A 20,630-nucleotide genomic window follows, 5' to 3' on the forward strand; every position below is an offset into this window, starting at 1 on the left:
AGTGAAAGTTATGAATAGATTCCATAACCCATGGCTATAACGCCACACAACCGACTGCGGCTAACCGCCGAGATCGAGCAGCTTGCGACTCTCGCCAACGGTGCGTTGCAGATGATCCCGCAGGAAGGGGTAGGCCAGCTCGCGAAACCAGCGGTGGGCTGGATCCTGATGGTGGCGCTGATGCCACAGCAGATGATACTGCTGGTCGCGGGTAGCAAAGGGCAGATCGACAAAGGTGAGCTCATGGCCACAGGAGAGCTGCCAGGCGATATGGGCCGGGGTGGTCATCAGGCAATCGGTGCGCAGCAACACCTCCACTGCCGCCTGAAAGAAGGGAACTCTGGCAAACCAGCGCCGACTCAGTCCCTGCGGCGCCAACACCTGCTCCACCGGGCTGTCCTTGTCGCCTCCCCCGCTCACCTGCAGGTGAGGCCAGGCGAGATAGTCATCGAGACTCAGCGCCTTGCCCGCCAGCGGGTGGTGACGTCCCATCAACACCGCCAGCCGATCTTCCCCCTGATGCAGACCACGGATCTGATCCGGTACCTGCTCGGTGATGGTGGAGACCAGATCCAGCTCGGACTGCCACAACTGCGGCAGCTGACGCTTGTCCCACAGGCTGTACTCCAGCGCCGCCAACGGCGCCTCTTTGGCGAGCGCGGCACAGATATCGGGCAGGATATGCTGGGCCACATAATCGGAGGAGGCGAGCCGAAATACCCGCTCGCAGCGGCTCGGGTCAAATCCGGGCGCCTCGTAGAGCCGCTCCAGCGCACCGAGAGAATCCGCCAGCTGGGCGGCCAACAGTTCGGCCCGTGGCGTCAGCAGCCAGCGTTGCCCCTCCCGCACCAGCAACTCGTCATCAAACTCGCTGCGCAACTGGGCAAGCTGCTTGCTGATGGAGGGCTGACTCAGGTGCAACAGCTCGGCGGCGCGGCTGATATTGCGGGTCTCCAGCAGCACCTTGAGGGTCGGCAACAAGTTGAGATTGGCTCTGAGCAAGGAGATACCCTCATCGGTGGTGAAACGCCTATCTTAGGGCAGATGAGTCCCGCGTTTTAAGCAAAATTTCCAGCCATGTTCCGCGCGTTGCAGCCCTTTGCGACCAGATGGCACAGCTGAGCCCCCTGCACATAACCATGACCACAAGATGACAGTGGTTGTCTCGTACGGCATAATTGCACGATTTTCCGCCCGCGGGCGATCCACTTGAGAAGCGGTAACAAGATGAAATACGCCAATATCACCGGCTGGGGCAAATGCCTGCCTCCCTCCGTGCTGACCAACGACGACCTCAGCACCATCATGGATACATCAGACGAGTGGATCTATCCGCGCACCGGCATCAAGGCCCGCCGGATCTCCCATGTCAGCACCTCGGATCTCGCCACCCTGGCCGGTCGCCGCGCACTGGCCTGCGCCGGTCTGGAAGCCAGCGATCTCGATGGCATCATCCTGGCCACCGCCACCCCGGACAACCTGCTGCCAAGTGCCGCCTCTGCGGTGCAAAAGAAGCTGGGCGCCGTCAACGCCGCCGTGTTTGACCTCAACGCGGCCTGCACCGGTTTCGTCTACTCCCTCTCCGTCGCTACCTCGCTGGTGCAGGCTGGCATGATGAAGAAGGTGCTGGTGATTGGCGCCGAGCGCCTCACCTACCTGCTGGACTGGGCACGCCGCGATACCGCCGTACTGTTTGGCGATGGTGCCGGTGCCGTGGTGATAGAGGCAAGCGAGCAGGAGTGTGGCCTGATCGCCAACAAGCTGGGTTGCGACAGCGAAGCGCGGGAGATCCTGCATGTACCGAACTTCGGTACCGACCGGGTGCGTTTTGCCGATATCGATGGCCTGTTCACCTTCAACTTCGAAGGGCCGGAGATCTTCAAACGTGCTGTGCGCGGCATGGGTGAGGCCACCAGCACTGTGCTGGCGCAGGCCGGTATTGCGCCGGAGCAGGTCGACCTGATCGTGCCGCACCAGGCCAATATCCGCATCATCGAGACCCTCGCCAAACGGATGAATGCGCCGATGGAGAAGGTGATGGTCAACATCGAAAACTACGGCAACACCTCCGCCGCTACCGTACCTATCGCCCTGTGCGAAGCGCTGGAGCAGGGGCGCGTCAAGCCGAATTCCTATCTGCTGACTGCCGCCTTCGGTGCCGGCCTGACCTGGGGCGCAGCCATCATCAAGTGGGGCGATCGTGTTACCCCTATCAACAAGTGCGAGGCCGAGTTGCCACCGTGCGACCAGAGCGCACTGGAACTGATTGCTCACGCCGTCGAAGGGTGTCAGAAGGCCCACGCCAACGAGGCCTGATCCTTATCAGGAGCCTGAATCCTCAGGCTCCTTTCTCCCACACCGCTCTCCCTCCCCCTTCGCAACACTTTTCTAACCTGACCTCTTGAGGCTCCGGCAATGCCCACCACATCCTGAGCAGAGAGCCAACTTCGGCGTGATGAGCCTGAGCGCATAAAAAAGTCCGGCGCCCCAAAGGGCGCCGGACTTTTTACTGCAACCGGAGAATCCGGTTCAGGAGGACAGATTACTCTGCGGCAGGCGCTTCGGCAGCAACCGGAGCATCAGCAGCCGGGGCTGCATCAGTCGGAGCGTTCGCTTCCTTGATGGAGAGACGTACGCGGCCCTGACGGTCCACTTCCAGTACCTTCACCTTGACCACGTCACCGATAGTCAGGTGGTCAGCCACGTTCTGAACGCGAGCATCGGTGATCTGGGAGATGTGTACCAGACCATCTTTGCCCGGCAGGATGTTGACGAATGCACCGAAATCGGCCAGACGGACAACTTTACCTTCATAGATGCGGTTCACTTCGATCTCGGCGGTGATGGCCTCAATGCGACGGATCGCTTCCATGGCAGCTTCGTTGGCCACAGCGGAGATACGTACAGTACCGTCATCATCCAACTCGATGTTGGTGCCGGTCTCTTCGGTCAGCGCACGGATCACGGAACCACCCTTACCGATCACGTCCTTGATCTTCTCAGGATTGATCTTGATGGTGTGGATACGCGGTGCGAAATCGGAGATCTGGGCACGGGGAGCCTGGATTGCTTCATCCATCACTTTCAGGATGTGCAGACGAGCACCACGAGCTTGCTTCAGCGCAATCTCCATGATCTCTTTGGTGATGCCTTCGATCTTGATGTCCATTTGCAGCGCGGTCACACCTTCGGTGGTACCGGCTACTTTGAAGTCCATGTCGCCCAGGTGATCTTCGTCACCCAGAATGTCGGACAGCACGACGAAACCTTCTTCTTCCTTCACCAGACCCATGGCGATACCGGCGACGGAAGCCTTGATCGGCACACCGGCATCCATCAGCGCCAGAGAGGAACCACAGACAGACGCCATGGAGGAGGAGCCGTTGGATTCAGTGATTTCAGACACCACGCGCACCACGTACGGGAACTCAGCAGCACTCGGCATCACGGCAGCAACGCCGCGCTTGGCCAGACGGCCGTGACCGATTTCACGACGCTTCGGGCTACCCATCATGCCGGTCTCACCGACGCAGTATGGCGGGAAGTTGTAGTGTAGCATGAAGCGATCGGCACGGTTGCCGGTCAGCTCGTCGATGTTCTGGGCGTCACGCTCGGTACCCAGGGTCGCAACGACCATAGCCTGGGTTTCACCACGAGTGAACAGGGCAGAACCGTGAGCACGGGGCAATACGCCGGTAGCGACAGACAGGGCACGGATCATTTCCGGATCGCGACCATCGATACGCGGCTCACCACGCACTACGCGGCCACGAACGATGCGGCTTTCCAGGCTGTGGAACTCTTCGCCGATCTTCTTGGCATCTTCTTCCACGCCGGAAGCGATAACTTGCTCAACCACACGACCCTTGATGGCCGCGATGGTTTCGTAACGAACAGCCTTCTCGGTGATGCGGTAGGCTTCACCCAGCTCGGCGCTCGCCAGCTCGGCAACCTTGGCTTTCAGCGCTTCGTTGACGACAGGCGGAGTCCAGTCCCACGGCTTGGTGCCGACGGCAGCGGCAAATTCGTTGATGGCGTTGATAACGGTCTGCATCTGCTCGTGACCGTATACCACGGCGCCCAGCATCACCTCTTCGGAGAGGATGGCCGCTTCGGACTCAACCATCAGTACGGCGTTGGCAGTACCGGCAACAACCAGATCCAGATCGCTCTGTGGCAGTTCGGTGGTGGTCGGGTTCAGCACATACTGACCGTTCATGTAACCCACGCGAGCAGCACCGATCGGGCCGCCAAACGGAATGCCGGAGATGGCCAGCGCAGCAGAGGCGCCGATCATGGCAACGATATCGGGGGAGACTGCCGGATTCACGGACATGACGGTGGCAACCACCTGAACCTCATTGAAGAAGCCTTCCGGGAACAACGGACGAATTGGACGGTCGATCAGACGGGAGATGAGGGTCTCGCCTTCGCTCGGACGGCCTTCACGACGGAAGAAACCACCCGGGATACGACCAGCAGCATAGGTACGCTCCTGGTAGTTGACGGTCAGCGGGAAGAAATCACGGCCATGATCGGCCTCTTTCTTGCCGACTACGGTCACAAATACGCAGGTATCGTCCATGCTGACCATAACGGCCGCAGTGGCTTGACGGGCCATCACACCGGTTTCCAGTGTGACGGTGTGTTGACCGTACTGGAATGACTTAACAATAGGATTCACGTGAATTTCCTTTTTACAATTTGGCTCTTTAAATTCGCGCACAAGTATACTTGATTCGATGCAAAAGGTAAGCGGCGACACAAATTCTGTGAGGATGGCAACAAGCCGCTAAAGAGCAATAAAAAAGGGGAACCCGGAGGTTCCCCTTTTCGCGAAATCTGATGGTCGATTAACGACGCAGACCCAGCTTGGCGATCAGAGCAGCATAACGCTCGGAATCTTTACGCTTCAGGTAGTCCAGCAGCTTACGACGCTGGGAAACCATGCGCAGCAGACCGCGACGACCGTGGTGGTCCTTGGAGTGCTCTTTGAAGTGACCTTGCAGATGGTTGATCTGGGCAGTCAGCAGGGCAACTTGCACTTCGGGGGAACCGGTGTCGTTGGCGCCACGAGCGTGCTCGGCAACGATTTGAGCTTTGATCTCAGCATTTAGAGACATGGTATTACTCCAGTAGAGTGTTTAAAGGTTCACAGCCAATCTCTAATTCAGCCGTGAAATGAGGGCGGTATGATAATCGTCCCTGCCCATTTTCGCAACGAGAAAGAAGCGAGAGAGGGAAAGAGCACGCCGATACCGCCTGAGGATCACTCCTCGTCGTGATAACGCACCAGTCGCTTGGGAGCGACGCGGCCATCATCATCAATCTCGCCAACCCCGATGAACTCGCGCTCCGGGCCGACCGTCATGCGAACCTGACCGCTTTGCGGCGCACCCGCCACCTGCACGGCCTGGCCCTGATTCACATAGGCAGCCACAACCGCCAGCATGTTCACCTCGGGCAAGCTTGCTACGGCGGTGTCCATCGGCAGCAACAGCGGATCCAGCTGCTCGCGCGGCGGGATGCTCTCGGCCTTGGCCTGCTCGAAGATGCACTCGAGTTGCTCCAGCGTCAGCATCCGCTCGTACGGATAGCTGGCCACCTGGGTACGACGCAACTGGGTCACGTGGGCGCCACAACCCAGCACTTCACCCAGATCATCCACCAGAGAGCGGATGTAGGTGCCTTTGCTGCAGTGCACTTCAAGGCGCACTTCATCACCTTCGAAGCTCAGCAGTTTGAGCTCGAATACGGTGATGGGACGGGCTTCACGCTCAATCTCGATGCCTTCGCGGGCATATTCGTAGAGCGGACGGCCGTTGTGCTTGAGCGCAGAGTACATGGAGGGCACCTGCATGATGGGGCCGCGGAACTGGTCCAGCGCCTCAATCAGGGTACCGACAGCCACGTTCACTGGACGGGTGGAGACCACCTCACCATCAGAGTCGCTGGTGTTGGTGCGCTCGCCCAGTTTGGCGGTCACCTCATAGCGCTTGTCCGCTTCCAGCAAATACTGGGAGAACTTGGTGGCCTCGCCGAGGCAGATCGGCAGCATGCCGGTCGCCAGCGGATCCAGTGCGCCGGTGTGACCGGCCTTGGCGGCGTTGTAGATGCGCTTGACCTTCTGCAACACATCGTTGGAGGTCAGGCCGGTCGGCTTGTCCAGCAGCAGAATGCCGTGCACATCACGGCCCTTGAAACGACGTCTTCGAGACATCTCAGGCTTTATCCTCAGTTGTGTCATCCGGTGCGGATTCAGCTTCTTCGTCACGGCCGGATTCGGCCATGCGACGCTTGTCTTCGCGCACAGTGTTGGTCACCAGGTTGGAGAGACGCATCCCCTCGACCAGGGTCTGGTCGTAGTAGAAACGCAGCTCGGGCACCACGCGCAGACGCATGGCACTGCCCAGCAGACTACGGATATATCCGGCTGCTTCGGTCAGACCCTGCAAGCCTTCCTTGATGCGCTCGGCATCATTTTCCAGCTGCAAGAAGGTGACGTAAATCTTGGCATAGTTGAGGTCACGGGACACTTCCACATCGGAAACAGTCACCATGCCGATGCGCGGGTCTTTCACCTCGCGCTGCAGGATCAGCGCGATTTCACGCTGGATCTGCTGTCCGACCCGACGGGTCCGGCTGAATTCTCTGGCCATATTCTATCCTGCGATAAAAGGGGGCCGCGGCCCCCTATTTTGTCTAACTCTCGGCTTACAGAGTCCGTTGGATTTCAACAGTCTCGTAAACTTCGATCTGGTCGCCTTCACGCACGTCGTTGTAGTTCTTGACCGCGATACCACACTCGTAGCCGTTGCGAACTTCGTTGACGTCATCCTTGAAGCGGCGCAGGGATTCCAGCTCGCCTTCATAGATAACCACGTTGTCACGCAGAACGCGGATACGGTTGGAACGCTTGACCACACCTTCGGTAACCATACAACCGGCAACTGCGCCGAACTTCGGAGACTTGAAGACGCTACGCACTTCGGCCAGACCGATGATCTCCTGACGATACTCAGGGGCCAGCTTGCCGCTCATGGCCTGCTTCACTTCGTCGATCAGGTCATAGATGACGGAGTAGTAACGCAGATCCAGGCTCTCGGATTCGATGACCTTGCGCGCAGACGCGTCGGCACGGACGTTGAAACCAACCAGGATGGCGCTGGAAGCAGCAGCCAGGGTCGCGTCGGTTTCGGTGATACCACCTACGCCGGAACCCACGATCTTCACCTTCACTTCGTCGGTGGAGAGTTTGACCAGCGCATCGCAGATCGCTTCCACAGAACCTTGTACGTCGGCCTTGATCACCACGTTTACTTCGGACACTTCGCCCTCGGTCATGTTGGCGAACATGTTTTCCAGCTTGGCCTTCTGCTGGCGAGCCAGCTTGACTTCGCGGAACTTGCCCTGACGATAGAGCGCCACTTCACGGGCTTTCTTCTCGTCACGGACAACAGTGGCTTCGTCACCGGCAGAGGGAACGCCGGAGAGACCCAGGATTTCCACCGGCAGGGACGGACCCGCTTCCTTGATCTCGCGACCCAGTTCGTCACGCATGGCGCGAACACGGCCGTACTCGAGACCACACAGAACGATGTCGCCCTGACGCAGAGTACCTTCTTGTACCAGTACGGTAGCAACCGGACCACGACCTTTATCCAGGAAGGATTCGATCACGACGCCGTTGGCCATACCGTCAACCACCGCTTTCAGCTCCAGTACTTCAGCCTGGATCAGGATGGCTTCCAGCAGATCGTCGATACCCTGACCGGACTTGGCAGATACGTGCACGAACTGGCAGTCTCCACCCCAATCTTCGGACATGACGTTGTAACGGGCCAGCTCGGTCTTGACGCGATCCGGATCCGCTTCAGGCTTGTCGATCTTGTTGACCGCAACAACCAGCGGCACACCGGCCGCCTTGGCGTGCTGGATTGCTTCGATGGTTTGCGGCATCACGCCGTCGTCAGCTGCAACAACCAGGACCACGATGTCGGTCGCCTTGGCACCACGAGCACGCATGGAGGTAAACGCCGCGTGACCCGGGGTATCCAGGAAGGTGATCATGCCACTGTCGGTCTGGACGTGGTAAGCACCGATATGCTGGGTAATACCACCGGCTTCGCCAGCAGCAACCTTGGCTTTACGAATGTAGTCGAGCAGCGAGGTCTTACCGTGGTCAACGTGACCCATGATGGTAACGACAGGTGCGCGCGGCTTGGCTTCGGAGGTCTCGTCACGATCGGACAGTACCGCCTCTTCCAGCTCATTCTCACGACGCAGCACAACCTTGTGACCCATCTCCTCGGCGACCAGCTGAGCGGTCTCCTGGTCGATCACTTGGTTGATGGTGGCCATGGCTCCCATCTTCATCATCGCCTTGATGACTTCAACGCCCTTGACGGCCATCTTGTTGGCTAGCTCGGCCACGGTGATGGTCTCACCGATGACAACGTCGCGGTTCACCACGGCAGCCGGCTTGTTGAAGCCATGCTTCATGGCGTTCGGGGTAGCGACCTTGCCACGTTTGCCTTTACGGGCACGCGGATCACGGGAGTTGCGATCATTGCGATCATCATCGCGACGACCCGCCTTTTTCGGTGCCTTGACCGCGGCAGCGGCAGTACGACGGCTGGTCTCTTCTTTGCGATCCAGCTCGTCTTCTGCAGCTTGCGCATGCTTGTTGGTTGTCAGGTGATAATCGCTGCTCTCTTTGGCACGAGCAGCTTCTTCTTCAGCCCAGCGGGCTGCGTTCTGTTCCGCCATGATGCGAGCCTCTTCGGCTTTCTTCGCGGCGAGTTCTTCAGCTTTTTTCAAAGCTGTCTGTTCCTGTTGGCGCTTCAGTTCTTCTGCTTCGCGCTTGGCCATCTTTTCTGCCTCTTGCTGAGCTGTGCTACTGGCTGCTTTGGCGGGCTGTTGAGCCTGTCGAGCCTTTTGTTGTGCCTCGATCCGCGCCTTTTCCTCAGCTTCACGACGAGCCTGCTCAGCCTCACGGCGAGCCTTCTCTTCAGCTTCGAGGCGAGCCTTCTCTTCGGCTTCGCGACGAGCTTTTTCTTCTGCTTCCAAACGCGCTTTTTCCTCGGCTTCCGCCTGACGCTGTTCTTCTTCCAGCGCCGAGCGTCTTACATAGGTGCGAGATTTGCGAACTTCCACCTGCACTTCTTTGTTCTTGCCGCCGGTTCCCTGAACACTGATGGTGCTCTTGGTCTTGCGCTGCAAAGTCATGCGGGCAGGAGCGGCGACCTCGTCACCTCCATGCTGTTTCTTCAGGTGTGCCAGCAGAGTCTGCTTTTCAGACTCGCTGACCATGTCGTCGGCCTTGCTCTTGCTGATACCGGCATCGACAAACTGCTGGAGAAGACGATCAACCGGTGTGTCGATGTCAGTGGCAAGTTGTTTGACTGATACTTCTGCCATTCATTTTCCTCCGTTTGATCTTACTTAAGACTGCTCTTCTCCGAACCAACAGATATTGCGAGCAGCCATAATGAGCTCACCCGCCTTCTCGGCAGTCAGCCCTTCAATACCAGCAAGGTCATCGATACCTTGCTCAGCCAAATCTTCCAGGGTACCCACGCCGCGGCCCGCCAGAGCGTATGCCAGTTCACGACTCAGACCGTTCAGATTGAGCAGCTCTTCGGACGGCTCGACGCCATCAAAAGACTCCTCTTTGGCCAGCGCCTGGGTAGTCAGGGCATCTTTGGCACGCTTGCGCAGCTCTTCGACCATGTCTTCATCCAGACCGTCGATAGCCAGCAACTCGTTAACCGGCACGAAGGCGATCTCTTCCAGAGTCGAGAAGCCCTCTTCCATCAGCAGACCGGCAAAATCGTCATCGATATCCAGGGTGCTGGTGAACAGGTTCATGATGCGGTCGTTCTCGGCCTGGTGCTTGGCACGCATGTCCTCGACGGTCATCACGTTCAGCTCCCAACCGGTCAGCTGGGAGGCCAGACGCACGTTCTGACCATTGCGACCGATGGCCTGGGCCAGGTTGGCAGCTTCCACGGCGATATCCATGGTGTGGTTGTCTTCATCAACGATGATGGAGGCCACATCGGCAGGTGCCATGGCATTGATCACGTACTGGGCCGGGTTGTCATCGTACAGCACGATGTCTGCACGCTCACCGCTCAGCTCTGCGGAGACAGCTTGCACACGGGCACCACGCATACCGATACAGGCACCGATCGGGTCGATACGACGATCGTTGGTCTTCACCGCAATCTTGGCGCGGGAACCCGGGTCACGGGCAGCGCCCATGATTTCGATCATCTCTTCGCCGATCTCCGGTACTTCGATACGGAACAGCTCTTTCAGGAAGTCCGGGCTGGAACGGCTGACAAACAGCTGGGAACCACGGGCTTCTGGACGTACTGCGTAGAGCAGGCCACGGACACGGTCGCCCGGGCGGAAGGTTTCACGCGGCAGCATGTCATCACGGAAGATCACGGCTTCAGCATTGCTGCCCAGATCCAGAATGACGTTGTCGCGGTTGCTCTTCTTGACGACACCACTGATGATGGTGCCTTCTTTATCTTTAAACTGATCAACTACTTGTGAACGCTCCGCTTCGCGCACTTTCTGCACGATAACCTGCTTGGCGGTCTGGGTAGTGATACGGTCGAAGGTGACAGAATCAATCTGGTCTTCAACATATTCACCGACCTGGATATCCGGCTGATCAATCTGAGCAGCTTCCAGGGTAATCTCGGCGTAAGGGTTCTCCATCGCGGCTTGATCTGCGATTACCAGCCAGCGACGATAGGTGTCGTAGTCACCAGTCTTGCGATCGATTTCGACCCGAACTTCAATCTCGCCTTCATATTTCTTCTTGGTCGCAGTCGCCAGCGCGGTTTCCAGAGCCTGGAAGATCTTCTCGCGGGGTACCGCTTTCTCGTTGGATACTGCGTCAACGACCAGCAAAATCTCTTTATTCATATCCGATAGCCTCGTTAACCAAAGTTCGGCACTATGTTCGCTTTTTGGATATTGGTGAAAGCCAACACGTCGTCCTTACCATCTACTGTCAGGGTGATCATGTCGCCTTGCACAGCTTTGATTACGCCTTTGAACTTGCGGCGGTTGTTTGTTGCCATCCGAAGCGTTACCGCCGCCTCTTGGCCAACGTATTTTTCGAACTGGGCAACCTTGAACAACGGACGATCCAGACCTGGGGAAGATACCTCGAGGTAGTACTCCTCGGTGATGGGATCTTCGACGTCCATGATGGCGCCAACCTGATGGCTGACCTCAGCACAGTTCTCGACAGTCACACCCTGCTCGCCGTCAATATAGACACGCAAGGTGGAGTGTTTACCCGCACGGATAAACTCAATACCCCAAAGTTCAAAACCCAAGGCAACGACCGGAGCCTCGAGCAGATCGGTCAAACGTTGTTCCAACGTAGCCAAAGTCACCCTCCGAAAAACAAAAAAAGGGCATAAAGCCCAGATAGAGATCGATTCAGAGTAAATTGCACATAACAAAAAGCCCCGATGTCAAATCGGGGCTTGGCGCTTTACCCTGATTGTCGCCTCGCAGCGACCGCCTTCCTGAGCGTAGGAAATGCGTGAAATTTGGTTGCGGGGGCCGGATTTGAACCGACGACCTTCGGGTTATGAGCCCGACGAGCTACCATGCTGCTCCACCCCGCGTCCGAAATCGTGCGAGATTATAGCCACTTCACTCTCTCGGTACAAGACTGACTGGCTATAATACACCCGGTCACCCGGGTCACTACTTAATTGGTGCCGTGGGCGGGACTCGAACCCGCACACCCTAGAGCACTACCCCCTCAAGATAGCGTGTCTACCAATTCCACCACCACGGCAAAACTCTTACTCGGGAACGTCAGTATCTTTCTTCACTGGCGCTTTGGTCTGCTCAACCTGTTGGGTTTGTTGCAGATTTTCCCATTCACTACCCTGTTTTACCTTGTTGCTGGACATAGAGCCGAGCACCAGGCTGATTACGAAAAACAGAGTAGCCAAAATCGCTGTTGTTCTGGTCAGGAAACTGCCTGAACCACTGGAGCCGAATACAGTATTCGATGCCCCTGCGCCGAACGAGGCGCCCATATCAGCCCCTTTACCTTGCTGAATCATCACCAGACCAATCAGAGCCAGTGAAACCAGCAGATAAACGACCAAAAGAATCTCGTACATTTAACTTGCACCCTTTGCCGCTTCAACAATTCCTAAAAACGCATCGCTATCAAGACTCGCTCTGCCAATCAAGCCGCCGTCTACGTCGGGTTGGGCAAACAAATCTCTCGCATTGCTCGGCGTTACGCTCCCACCATAGATGATCCTAACTTTCTCACCTATTACCGGAGTATCCTCCGCCAAGCGACCACGTATAAAGGAATGAACCTCTTGTGCCTGCTCGGGTGTGGCGCATTTACCTGTACCTACAGCCCAAATCGGCTCGTAGGCGATGATAGCATTATCGAAAGCCATCGCGCCATTTTTCTCTATGACGATATCCAGCTCTTCAGCGATCACCTCGAAGGTTCTTCTCGCCTGCCTAGCCGCCCCTGACTCACCTAAACAGAGGATGGGAATCAAGCCTGCCGCTCTGGCTGCCGCAAACTTCTCTGCGACGATAAAACTGGTCTCACCAAAGAGACGCCTGCGCTCGGAGTGTCCTACCAATACGTAACGACACCCTGCCTCAACCAGCATCTGACACGAGATTTCTCCGGTGTAAGCGCCAGTAGCGTGCTGACTCACATTCTGAGCCCCCAACTTTATCACCTTCTGCTCATTGAGCAGTGAAGCGCTAAAATCGAGATGCACATGGGAAGGACAGAGAACCACATCTACTTTTTCGTCAACACCGCTCAGGCACTGACTCGTAAACTGCTCTAACTGCGACCTACTACCGTGCAGCTTCCAGTTGGCTGCTACAAACGGCTTGCGATGTCCCATCGGCAACTCCCTTGCGAAAGCGGGGCTGATAATATCCAGAGGATGCTCAGCTGACAAGTGCTATTTTTAAATTTTCGAATCGTTTGAACAAGATACAACCAGAGCGGCTAAAAAGCCGCCCTATTTGTTCATTAAAACGCCGACTCGACCTGTTTGGCGATGCGTTGAGCCATGTCACGCACCTGCTGTTCATGTTCGCCTTCGACCATGACCCGGATCAGTGGTTCGGTACCGGATTTACGCAACAGTACGCGACCACGACCAGCCAGCTCCTGTTCCACCTTGGCAACCTCAGCCATGACAGCATCAGCGGCCAGCGGATCCTTGCCTTCGGCAAAACGAACATTGACCAGTACCTGCGGGAACTTGCTCATGCCGGAGCGCAGCTTGGCTAGCGGCATCTCGGCACTACGCATGGCAGTGAGCACCTGCAAAGCGGCCACGATGCCATCACCCGTGGTGGTCTGATCAAGACAGATGATGTGACCGGAGTTCTCGCCACCGATACGCCAGCCCTTCTCTTCCATCATCTCCAGCACGTAGCGGTCGCCTACCTTGGCACGGGCAAATGGGATACCCAGTGTCTGCAACGCCAGTTCCAGACCCATGTTGGCCATCAGGGTACCGACGACACCGCCCTTGAGACGACCGTTGCGCAAGGCATCCCGTGCGATGATATAGAGCACTTCATCACCGTCGATGAGATAGCCGGTATGGTCAACCATGATCAGACGGTCACCGTCACCATCAAAGGCAACCCCCAGATCAGCCTTGCACTCCAGCACCTTGGCAACCAGAGCGTCAGGCGCAGTCGAACCAACACCATCGTTGATATTGAGGCCATCCGGGGCACAGCCCATGGTGATCACTTCAGCACCCAGCTCGCGGAAAACCGACGGCGCAATGTGGTAAGTAGCGCCATGACCGCAGTCCACCACCATTTTCACCCCATCCAGATTCATGTGGGAGGGGAAGGTGCTCTTGCAGAATTCGATATAGCGACCGGCGGCATCATCAATGCGCACCGCTTTACCAAGTTCGGCCGACTCGACACACTTGAGCTCGTGATCCAACTCGGCTTCGATAGCCAGCTCGACATCATCAGGCAGCTTGGTGCCGTCGGCGGAGAAGAACTTGATGCCGTTGTCATAGAATGGATTGTGGGAGGCGCTGATGACGATGCCAGCTTCGGCACGGAAAGTGCGAGTCAGGTAGGCAACCGCCGGGGTGGGCATGGGCCCCATCAGAATGGCCTTAAGGCCTGCCGCAGAGAGGCCCGCCTCCAGCGCAGATTCCAGCATATAGCCAGAGATTCGCGTATCTTTGCCAATCAGCACCTTTTTGGTGCCCTTCTTGGAGAGCACTTTGCCTGCAGCCCAACCCAATTTCATCACGAAGTCAGGGGTGATCGGGTATTCGCCGACTTTGCCGCGCACACCATCTGTGCCGAAATACTTTCTTGCCATTGTCTGTTCTCTTTATTATCTGGAAATAAAATCTTGTCCCGTCATTGCCAGCCAACCGACGCGCAATGCGTCCATGGTCTCCCGTACATCGTGTACCCTGATGATGCGGGCCCCATGCTGCATGCCGATAAGGGCGCATGCCAGACTGCCCGCCAGACGCTCACCCACAGGGCGGTTCAGCAGGTTGCCTATCATAGACTTTCGCGACATCCCCACCAATAGCGGCAAGCCATAATCAAGCAGTTCCTTTTGGGCCGCCAACAGCTGATAGTTGTGTGCAAGGGTCTTGCCAAAGCCATATCCCGGATCCAGCAACAGATCTTCGCGTTGGATCCCGGCTGCCAGACAAGCGGCAATGCGCTGCTCAAAAAAGGCGCGCACCTCTCCGATCAGATCGTCATAATGGGGCTCGACCTGCATGGTTCTCGGCTGCCCCTGCATATGCATCAGGCAGACAGGCACAGCAGCCTCGGCCGCTGCCTGCAGTGCTCCAGGCTCCTGCAGTGCCCGCACATCGTTGATCAGATGGGCTCCCGCCTTGCAACCCTCCCGCATCACAGCAGCTTTGGAGGTATCAAGGGAGATCATCACATCCAGCTCACGGGCCATCTGCTCCACGACAGGAATGACCCTGTCCAGCTCCTCCTGCTCGCTCACATCGGGCGCGCCAGGGCGGGTAGACTCGCCACCGATGTCGATGAGGGTCGCACCGTCAGAGACCATCTGGCGCGCATGGGCCATTGCCCGTTCAAGCTGGTTGAAATTACCACCATCGGAGAAGGAGTCGGGCGTCACATTGAGGATCCCCATCACATGGGGACGATCGAGGGAGAGGCTAAGCCCCTTGCTGGTTAACTGCATTTTCACGTCCATCTGATAAAGAAAAACCCCGGGCAAGCCCGGGGTCTGGAGAGTCACGATTATTTGGCCGGCGCGTCGTTGGCTTTGTCGATAGTGACATCCGCCACCGGTGCAGCCTCATCGGCAGGCTTGGCCTCGGCAGCCACAGTGGAACCGCCTTGCGGGGTATCACCGTGCTCGTCATGCCAGTTGCTCGGAGCACGTACCTCGCGACGAGCCATCAGATCATCGATCTGTTTGGCGTCGATGGTCTCGTACTTCATCAGCGCATCTTTCATGCTGTGCAACACGTCCATGTTATCCAGCAGGATCTGCTTGGAACGGGCATAGTTGCGGTCGATGACCTGCTTGACCTCTGCATCGATAACGCGAGCGGTATCGTCGGACATGTGCTTGGCCTTGGCCATGCTGCGACCAAGGAACACTTCACCATCTTCTTCCGCATAGAGCATCGGGCCGAGACGCTCGGACATACCCCACTGGGTCACCATCTTGCGGGCAATTTCAGTCGCTCGCTCGATGTCGTTGGAAGCGCCAGTAGAAACCTTCTCGGCACCGTAGATCAGCTCTTCTGCCAGACGACCGCCATACAGACTGGAGATCATTGACTCCAGATGCTGCTTGGAGTGGCTCCAGCGATCCTGCTCCGGCAGATACATGGTCACACCAAGCGCACGACCGCGCGGAATGATGGAGACCTTGTAAACCGGGTCATGATCCGGAACCAGACGACCAATGATGGCGTGACCGGCTTCATGATACGCAGTCATCTCTTTTTCGGACTCTTTCATCACCATGGAGCGACGTTCCGCACCCATCATGATCTTGTCCTTGGCTTTCTCGAACTCGGCCATGGAGACCACTCGGCGGCTCTCACGGGCAGAGAAGAGTGCTGCTTCGTTGACCAGGTTGGCCAAGTCCGCACCGGAGAAACCGGGGGTACCACGGGCAATCAGCGCCGGATTTACGTCATCCGCCAACGGAACTTTGCGCATGTGCACTTTCAGGATCTGCTCGCGACCACGGACATCCGGCAGACCGACCACAACCTGACGGTCGAAACGGCCCGGACGCAGCAGTGCCGGATCCAGTACGTCAGGACGGTTGGTGGCAGCGATGACGATGATGCCTTCATTGCCTTCAAAGCCATCCATCTCGACCAGCATCTGGTTAAGGGTCTGCTCACGTTCATCGTGACCACCACCCAGACCGGCGCCACGCTGACGACCGACCGCATCAATTTCATCGATGAAGATGATGCAGGGGGATGATTTCTTGGCCTGTTCGAACATGTCACGCACTCGGGAGGCACCGACACCAACGAACATCTCCACAAAATCGGAACCGGAGATGGTGAAGAACGGCACCTTGGCCTCGCCCGCAATGGCCTTGGCCAGCAAGGTCTTACCGGTACCGGGAGGACCAACCAGCAGCACACCGGTCGGGATCTTGCCGCCCAGTTTCTGGAATTTACTCGGGTCGCGCAGATAGTCGACCAGCTCCTTCACCTCTTCCTTGGCTTCATCACAACCTGCAACGTCCGCAAAGGTGGTCTTGATCTGATCTTCGCTCATCAGGCGCGCCTTGCTCTTGCCAAACGACATGGCACCCTTGCCACCGCCGCCCTGCATCTGACGCATGAAGAAGACCCAGACACCGATCAGCAGCAGCATCGGGAACCAGGAGATAAAGATAGAGGTCAACAGAGACGGCTCTTCCGGCTTCTCGCCCATCACTTTGACATTGTGATTGAGCATGTCGTTGAGCAGCTGGGGATCCGGCGCAGGGATGATGGTGGTGAATCGTTCACCAGTACGCTTGACGCCATTAATGACCTTACCGTCCATCCGCACTTCACGGATCTGCTCTTGGGTCACCTCTTTAACGAAGCTGGAATAGTCCAGCTGGCGACTGGTGGTATCGCTGGGGCTGAAGCTATTGAACACCGACATCAAAACGACGGCGATGACCAGCCACAGGATTAAGTTTTTCGCCATGTCACTCAAATCAGTAACCTCGCAGACTGACAGTTAACGATGAAGGTTAGGGTACTACAGTTTAAAACCGGTAGCCACAATGTAGACTTCCCGTGAACGAGCGCGGGACGAGTCTGGTTTACGAATTTTGACAGTGGTGAAAAGTTGACGAATTTCATTGAGATAGGCATCAAACCCCTCCCCCTGAAACACTTTCACCACGAAACTGCCGTCAGCTCGTAATACCTGATTGCACATATCCAGCGCCAGTTCGACCAGATACATGGAACGTGCCTGATCCACCTGCTGGGTACCGCTCATGTTTGGCGCCATGTCGGACATGACGACATCCACCTTGTCCGGGCCGACCCGTTCCAGCAGCGCGCTCAGTACAGCTTCCTCCCGAAAGTCGCCCTGAAGGAAATCGACACCAGCGATGGAATCCATAGGCAGAATATCGCAAGCGATCACCCGGCCCTTGTCACCGACCTGGTCGATGGCGAACTGTGACCAGCCCCCTGGGGCCGCCCCCAGATCTACCACCGTCATGCCCGGCTTGAGCAGTTTGTCCTTGCCCTGGATCTCGTCGATCTTGAACACGGCACGGGATCTCAGTCCCAACTTCTGGGCTTTTTTGACGTATTGATCGTCAAAATGCTCTTTTAACCAGCGGGTTGAACTGGGGGAATGTTTTTTCTGGGTCATGATAATCGACTTTAAAAAACCACAAGGGTTATTAGTATTAAGGGCTAAGTGGGGGTAGAATACGCCCCTTTCAACCCTGACTTATGAAGAAATTGCGATGATTCTCAACAACAAACAGAAACAGTACCTCAAGGGCCTTGCCCACAGCCTCAAACCTGTCGTCCTGCTGGGTCAGCATGGTCTGACCGAAGGCGTACTGGCCGAGATCGATCTGGCACTGAACCATCACGAGCTGATCAAGGTTAAGGTTGCCTCTGAAGATCGCGAGATGAAACAACTGGTTATGGATGCCATTGTCCGTGAGACCGGTTCAGTCAAAGTACAGAGCATGGGCCATGTGCTGACCATTTATCGTCAGGCCAACGAACCCAAAATCCAGCTGCCCCGCAAGTAAAAGGAAAGAGCATTGCTCTTTCCTTATTCCACTTCTTCCCGAGTCGCTTGCCAAAGTAGTCGCAAAGCCCTTAACCTGCGATGAATACTTCCGGACACGCATTATGGCTCACCATCCTATTCTGACCGACGATGAGCTGGCCATGCTGCGGGACTTGGGGAGCAATCAGGACGCCCATGTTCTGAGTGGTCACCTCGATGCCCCCATGCTTGGCTTGTTGCAAAAAGCCGACCACCTTGTACTCGAAGCCCGCTTTGCAGGCCATCAGCTGAGATTTCCCCTGACCTTTACCCAAGGGGAAGATGGCTTCGTCGAGCCCCGGTTATCTGCACCGGTCATCAGGGAGCTGGGGTTTGCGCAACCGCGCGCCTGGCGTCTTGCCCAAAAAGCCAAGCTTTGCAGCGAGTTCGGCCTGTTTCAGGTACTCAGCCTCTCCCTTAATGGACTCATAGTGGAAAATTTGCCAATCGACATGGTGGCCGATACCCCCATCAACGGCGAGCTCTGTATCGAGCAAGAGGCCCCTCTTCCACTGCAGGGACGACTGGTAAGGCGCATCAAAGCCAATGCCGACCATGCCACTTGGGCGCTGAGCTTTCAAATGAGCGAGAGCAACATCGAACGGCTGCGCCACTGGCTGTTCCAGCGCCATCAAGACGCCTTTACCGAGGCGTATCTGTCCTGATTTTTATCAACAATCATATAGATAAAGACAAACAGGGGAGCTCCAGCCCCCCTGTTTCATCGTATGTAGCATTCGCTTAGATATAAGCGACTTCCAGTACTTCGTATTCCACATCGCCAGCAGGGGTCTTGACGATTGCGACATCGTCCACTTCCTTGCCAATCAGGGCTCGGGCAATGGGGGAGTTGACAGAGATGAGGTTCTGTTTGATATCAGCCTCATCGTCACCCACGATGCGGTAAACCACCTCTTCCTCTGTCTCGCTCTTGAGCAGAGTCACCGTCGCGCCAAAAATAACGCGGCCGTTGTTGGTCATCTTGGTGACATCGATCACTTGCGCATTGGAGAGCTTGGCTTCAATCTCCTGAATGCGACCTTCACAGAACCCCTGCTGCTCGCGAGCGGCATGGTATTCGGCGTTTTCCTTAAGATCGCCGTGCTCACGGGCATCGGCAATCGCTTCGATAATCTGGGGACGAAGCTCGGTCTTGAGATAATCGAGCTCTTCGCGCAGCTTCTCAGCGCCGCGAACAGTCATCGGAGTATGATTCATAGTCGAAACCTGGGTTGCTTGAAAATAGAAACTGCGGCCATCTGCAAGGATGGCCGCAGCAATCGGTTCGGATGAGGCATCTTAATATGAAGCCAACACAAAATCCACGTCAGCCCCTTGATGCAGATCCCACTTGCATCATCGACATTCCCCTCGCTTACTTCCCTTCCGGTACGGAAATTGGGGCCGAAACGGTCGGTTTGCCCTGCATGATGGCGATCTCGACCCGCCGGTTCATCCGACGATTTTCCGGGGTGGTATTGGGCACCAATGGCTGGGAATCCGCCATCCCCTGCACCACCAGTCGCCCCTGATCAAAACCGGGGACCTTCAGCATCTGGTGCGCCACCGCCACCGCCCGCTGCGATGACAACTCCCAGTTGGACTGGAACAGCTCATCTTCGGTCGCCACGTTGTCGGTGTGACCGGAGATGGTGATTTCACCCGGCACATCCTTGAGCAGGGTCGCGACCTTGCGAATGACTGGCCAGAACTGGGGTTGCAGAAATGCCGAACCGGCCGGGAACGACGCTTTTTCCCTGATCCGGATGATGATCTGCTGGCCCAGCGCCTCAATTTCGATGGCACCGTCCTGGATCTGATCTTTCATCTGCTCGGCGAGGGCTTTGGCCAGGGTATTGGACTGTTCTTGCGCCTTCTTCGCATCCTGCGCGGTATCGCCCCCCGTCTGTTTGCCATCACTCTTGTCCTGACCACCGGCCTGATCCGCCTCACCGGGCAGAAACTCCAGTTCGGTCTGGGTCATATCGATGGTCTGCTGCATCACGGTATCAATCGGCGTGGGCTCAGGGCGACCGGGCCTGAACTCCTGGGCAATCACCGAGGTTCCCTTGGGAATATCTTTCACCTCAAGGATGTTCTGCACTCCGAAAGCATTCTTCATAGAGCCCGCGATCTGCTTGAACTTGAGTACGTCCATCTCGGCAAAGGAGAGCAGCAGCACGAAGAAGCACATCAGCAGCGACATCAGGTCGGCAAAGGTGCCCATATAGGCAGGAAGACCGGGGGGGGGACATTTGCAATCAGACATGGTA

At 56.8% G+C, this 20,630-nt stretch carries 19 protein-coding genes and 2 tRNA genes; 3 read left to right on the plus strand and 18 right to left on the minus strand.

Annotated elements, in window-relative coordinates:
* Window positions 1–60: 60 nt before the first annotated feature.
* A complete protein-coding gene (locus I6L35_RS01675) occupies window positions 61–1,002 on the minus strand; it encodes a LysR family transcriptional regulator (protein WP_115522808.1) in 942 nt (313 codons plus the stop codon).
* 225 nt (window positions 1,003–1,227) lie between these two features.
* On the opposite strand from I6L35_RS01675, the gene I6L35_RS01680 reads away from it, so the two are divergent.
* Window positions 1,228–2,316: a ketoacyl-ACP synthase III gene (locus I6L35_RS01680; protein ID WP_216979369.1), complete on the plus strand. Its 1,089-nt coding sequence runs from the start codon at window positions 1,228–1,230 to the stop codon at window positions 2,314–2,316.
* A 226-nt stretch (window positions 2,317–2,542) separates the two neighbouring features.
* On the opposite strand, the gene pnp is transcribed toward I6L35_RS01680, so the two are convergent.
* The 15 genes from pnp to rlmE form a co-directional block, all read right to left on the minus strand.
* Complete coding sequence (pnp, locus tag I6L35_RS01685; protein WP_216979370.1) at window positions 2,543–4,684, minus strand: polyribonucleotide nucleotidyltransferase; 2,142 nt, start codon at window positions 4,682–4,684, stop codon at window positions 2,543–2,545.
* Window positions 4,685–4,853: 169 nt separating this feature from the next.
* Window positions 4,854–5,123, minus strand: coding sequence for a 30S ribosomal protein S15 (gene rpsO / locus I6L35_RS01690; RefSeq protein ID WP_216979371.1), 270 nt, complete (start codon window positions 5,121–5,123; stop codon window positions 4,854–4,856).
* 146 nt (window positions 5,124–5,269) lie between these two features.
* Window positions 5,270–6,220 carry a tRNA pseudouridine(55) synthase TruB gene (truB, locus tag I6L35_RS01695; protein ID WP_005343551.1) on the minus strand — a complete coding sequence of 317 codons (951 nt, stop codon included), beginning with the start codon at window positions 6,218–6,220 and terminating at the stop codon, window positions 5,270–5,272.
* A gap of 1 nt (window position 6,221) precedes the next feature.
* Window positions 6,222–6,659 (minus strand): 30S ribosome-binding factor RbfA, encoded by a 438-nt coding sequence (gene rbfA / locus I6L35_RS01700; protein WP_005338799.1) that lies wholly within the window; start codon window positions 6,657–6,659, stop codon window positions 6,222–6,224.
* A gap of 55 nt (window positions 6,660–6,714) precedes the next feature.
* Window positions 6,715–9,420: a translation initiation factor IF-2 gene (infB, locus tag I6L35_RS01705; RefSeq protein ID WP_005343549.1), complete on the minus strand. Its 2,706-nt coding sequence runs from the start codon at window positions 9,418–9,420 to the stop codon at window positions 6,715–6,717.
* A 24-nt stretch (window positions 9,421–9,444) separates the two neighbouring features.
* Window positions 9,445–10,944 carry a transcription termination factor NusA gene (gene nusA, locus I6L35_RS01710; protein ID WP_216979372.1) on the minus strand — a complete coding sequence of 500 codons (1,500 nt, stop codon included), beginning with the start codon at window positions 10,942–10,944 and terminating at the stop codon, window positions 9,445–9,447.
* 14 nt (window positions 10,945–10,958) lie between these two features.
* Window positions 10,959–11,417: a ribosome maturation factor RimP gene (gene rimP / locus I6L35_RS01715; RefSeq protein WP_033137779.1), complete on the minus strand. Its 459-nt coding sequence runs from the start codon at window positions 11,415–11,417 to the stop codon at window positions 10,959–10,961.
* Between the two features lie 166 nt (window positions 11,418–11,583).
* Window positions 11,584–11,660 (minus strand) — tRNA-Met (locus I6L35_RS01720).
* A 91-nt stretch (window positions 11,661–11,751) separates the two neighbouring features.
* Window positions 11,752–11,836: transfer RNA gene (locus I6L35_RS01725), tRNA-Leu, on the minus strand.
* 7 nt (window positions 11,837–11,843) lie between these two features.
* Window positions 11,844–12,170 (minus strand): preprotein translocase subunit SecG, encoded by a 327-nt coding sequence (gene secG, locus I6L35_RS01730; protein ID WP_005343541.1) that lies wholly within the window; start codon window positions 12,168–12,170, stop codon window positions 11,844–11,846.
* Window positions 12,171–12,935 (minus strand): triose-phosphate isomerase, encoded by a 765-nt coding sequence (tpiA, locus tag I6L35_RS01735; protein WP_216979373.1) that lies wholly within the window; start codon window positions 12,933–12,935, stop codon window positions 12,171–12,173. It abuts the gene before it with no gap.
* 131 nt (window positions 12,936–13,066) lie between these two features.
* Window positions 13,067–14,401 (minus strand): phosphoglucosamine mutase, encoded by a 1,335-nt coding sequence (gene glmM, locus I6L35_RS01740; RefSeq protein WP_005338823.1) that lies wholly within the window; start codon window positions 14,399–14,401, stop codon window positions 13,067–13,069.
* A 15-nt stretch (window positions 14,402–14,416) separates the two neighbouring features.
* On the minus strand, window positions 14,417–15,262 hold the full coding sequence (gene folP / locus I6L35_RS01745) for a dihydropteroate synthase (RefSeq protein ID WP_216979374.1): 846 nt from the start codon (window positions 15,260–15,262) through the stop codon (window positions 14,417–14,419).
* Between the two features lie 59 nt (window positions 15,263–15,321).
* Window positions 15,322–17,268, minus strand: a complete 1,947-nt coding sequence (gene ftsH / locus I6L35_RS01750) for an ATP-dependent zinc metalloprotease FtsH (RefSeq protein ID WP_042060094.1) — start codon at window positions 17,266–17,268, stop codon at window positions 15,322–15,324.
* A 45-nt stretch (window positions 17,269–17,313) separates the two neighbouring features.
* The gene (gene rlmE, locus I6L35_RS01755; RefSeq protein ID WP_216979375.1) at window positions 17,314–17,943 is read right to left on the minus strand and encodes a 23S rRNA (uridine(2552)-2'-O)-methyltransferase RlmE; all 630 of its coding nucleotides are present in this window, start codon (window positions 17,941–17,943) and stop codon (window positions 17,314–17,316) included.
* A 97-nt stretch (window positions 17,944–18,040) separates the two neighbouring features.
* Here rlmE and yhbY point away from each other — a divergent pair, with 97 nt between their 5' ends.
* Entirely contained in the window at window positions 18,041–18,337 is a 297-nt protein-coding gene (gene yhbY / locus I6L35_RS01760; protein ID WP_033114153.1) for a ribosome assembly RNA-binding protein YhbY, read from the plus strand.
* A 103-nt stretch (window positions 18,338–18,440) separates the two neighbouring features.
* A complete protein-coding gene (locus I6L35_RS01765; protein ID WP_216979376.1) occupies window positions 18,441–19,022 on the plus strand; it encodes a PilZ domain-containing protein in 582 nt (193 codons plus the stop codon).
* Window positions 19,023–19,098: 76 nt separating this feature from the next.
* On the opposite strand, the gene greA is transcribed toward I6L35_RS01765, so the two are convergent.
* Both greA and I6L35_RS01775 read right to left on the minus strand, forming a co-directional pair.
* A complete protein-coding gene (gene greA / locus I6L35_RS01770) occupies window positions 19,099–19,575 on the minus strand; it encodes a transcription elongation factor GreA (protein WP_005343528.1) in 477 nt (158 codons plus the stop codon).
* 157 nt (window positions 19,576–19,732) lie between these two features.
* The gene (locus tag I6L35_RS01775; protein ID WP_031227624.1) at window positions 19,733–20,626 is read right to left on the minus strand and encodes a flagellar motor protein MotB; all 894 of its coding nucleotides are present in this window, start codon (window positions 20,624–20,626) and stop codon (window positions 19,733–19,735) included.
* Between the last annotated feature and the right edge of the window lie 4 nt (window positions 20,627–20,630).

It is taken from the genome of Aeromonas sp. FDAARGOS 1405, from assembly GCF_019048265.1.
In the GTDB taxonomy this organism is placed as follows: Bacteria; Pseudomonadota; Gammaproteobacteria; order Enterobacterales; family Aeromonadaceae; genus Aeromonas; species Aeromonas veronii_A.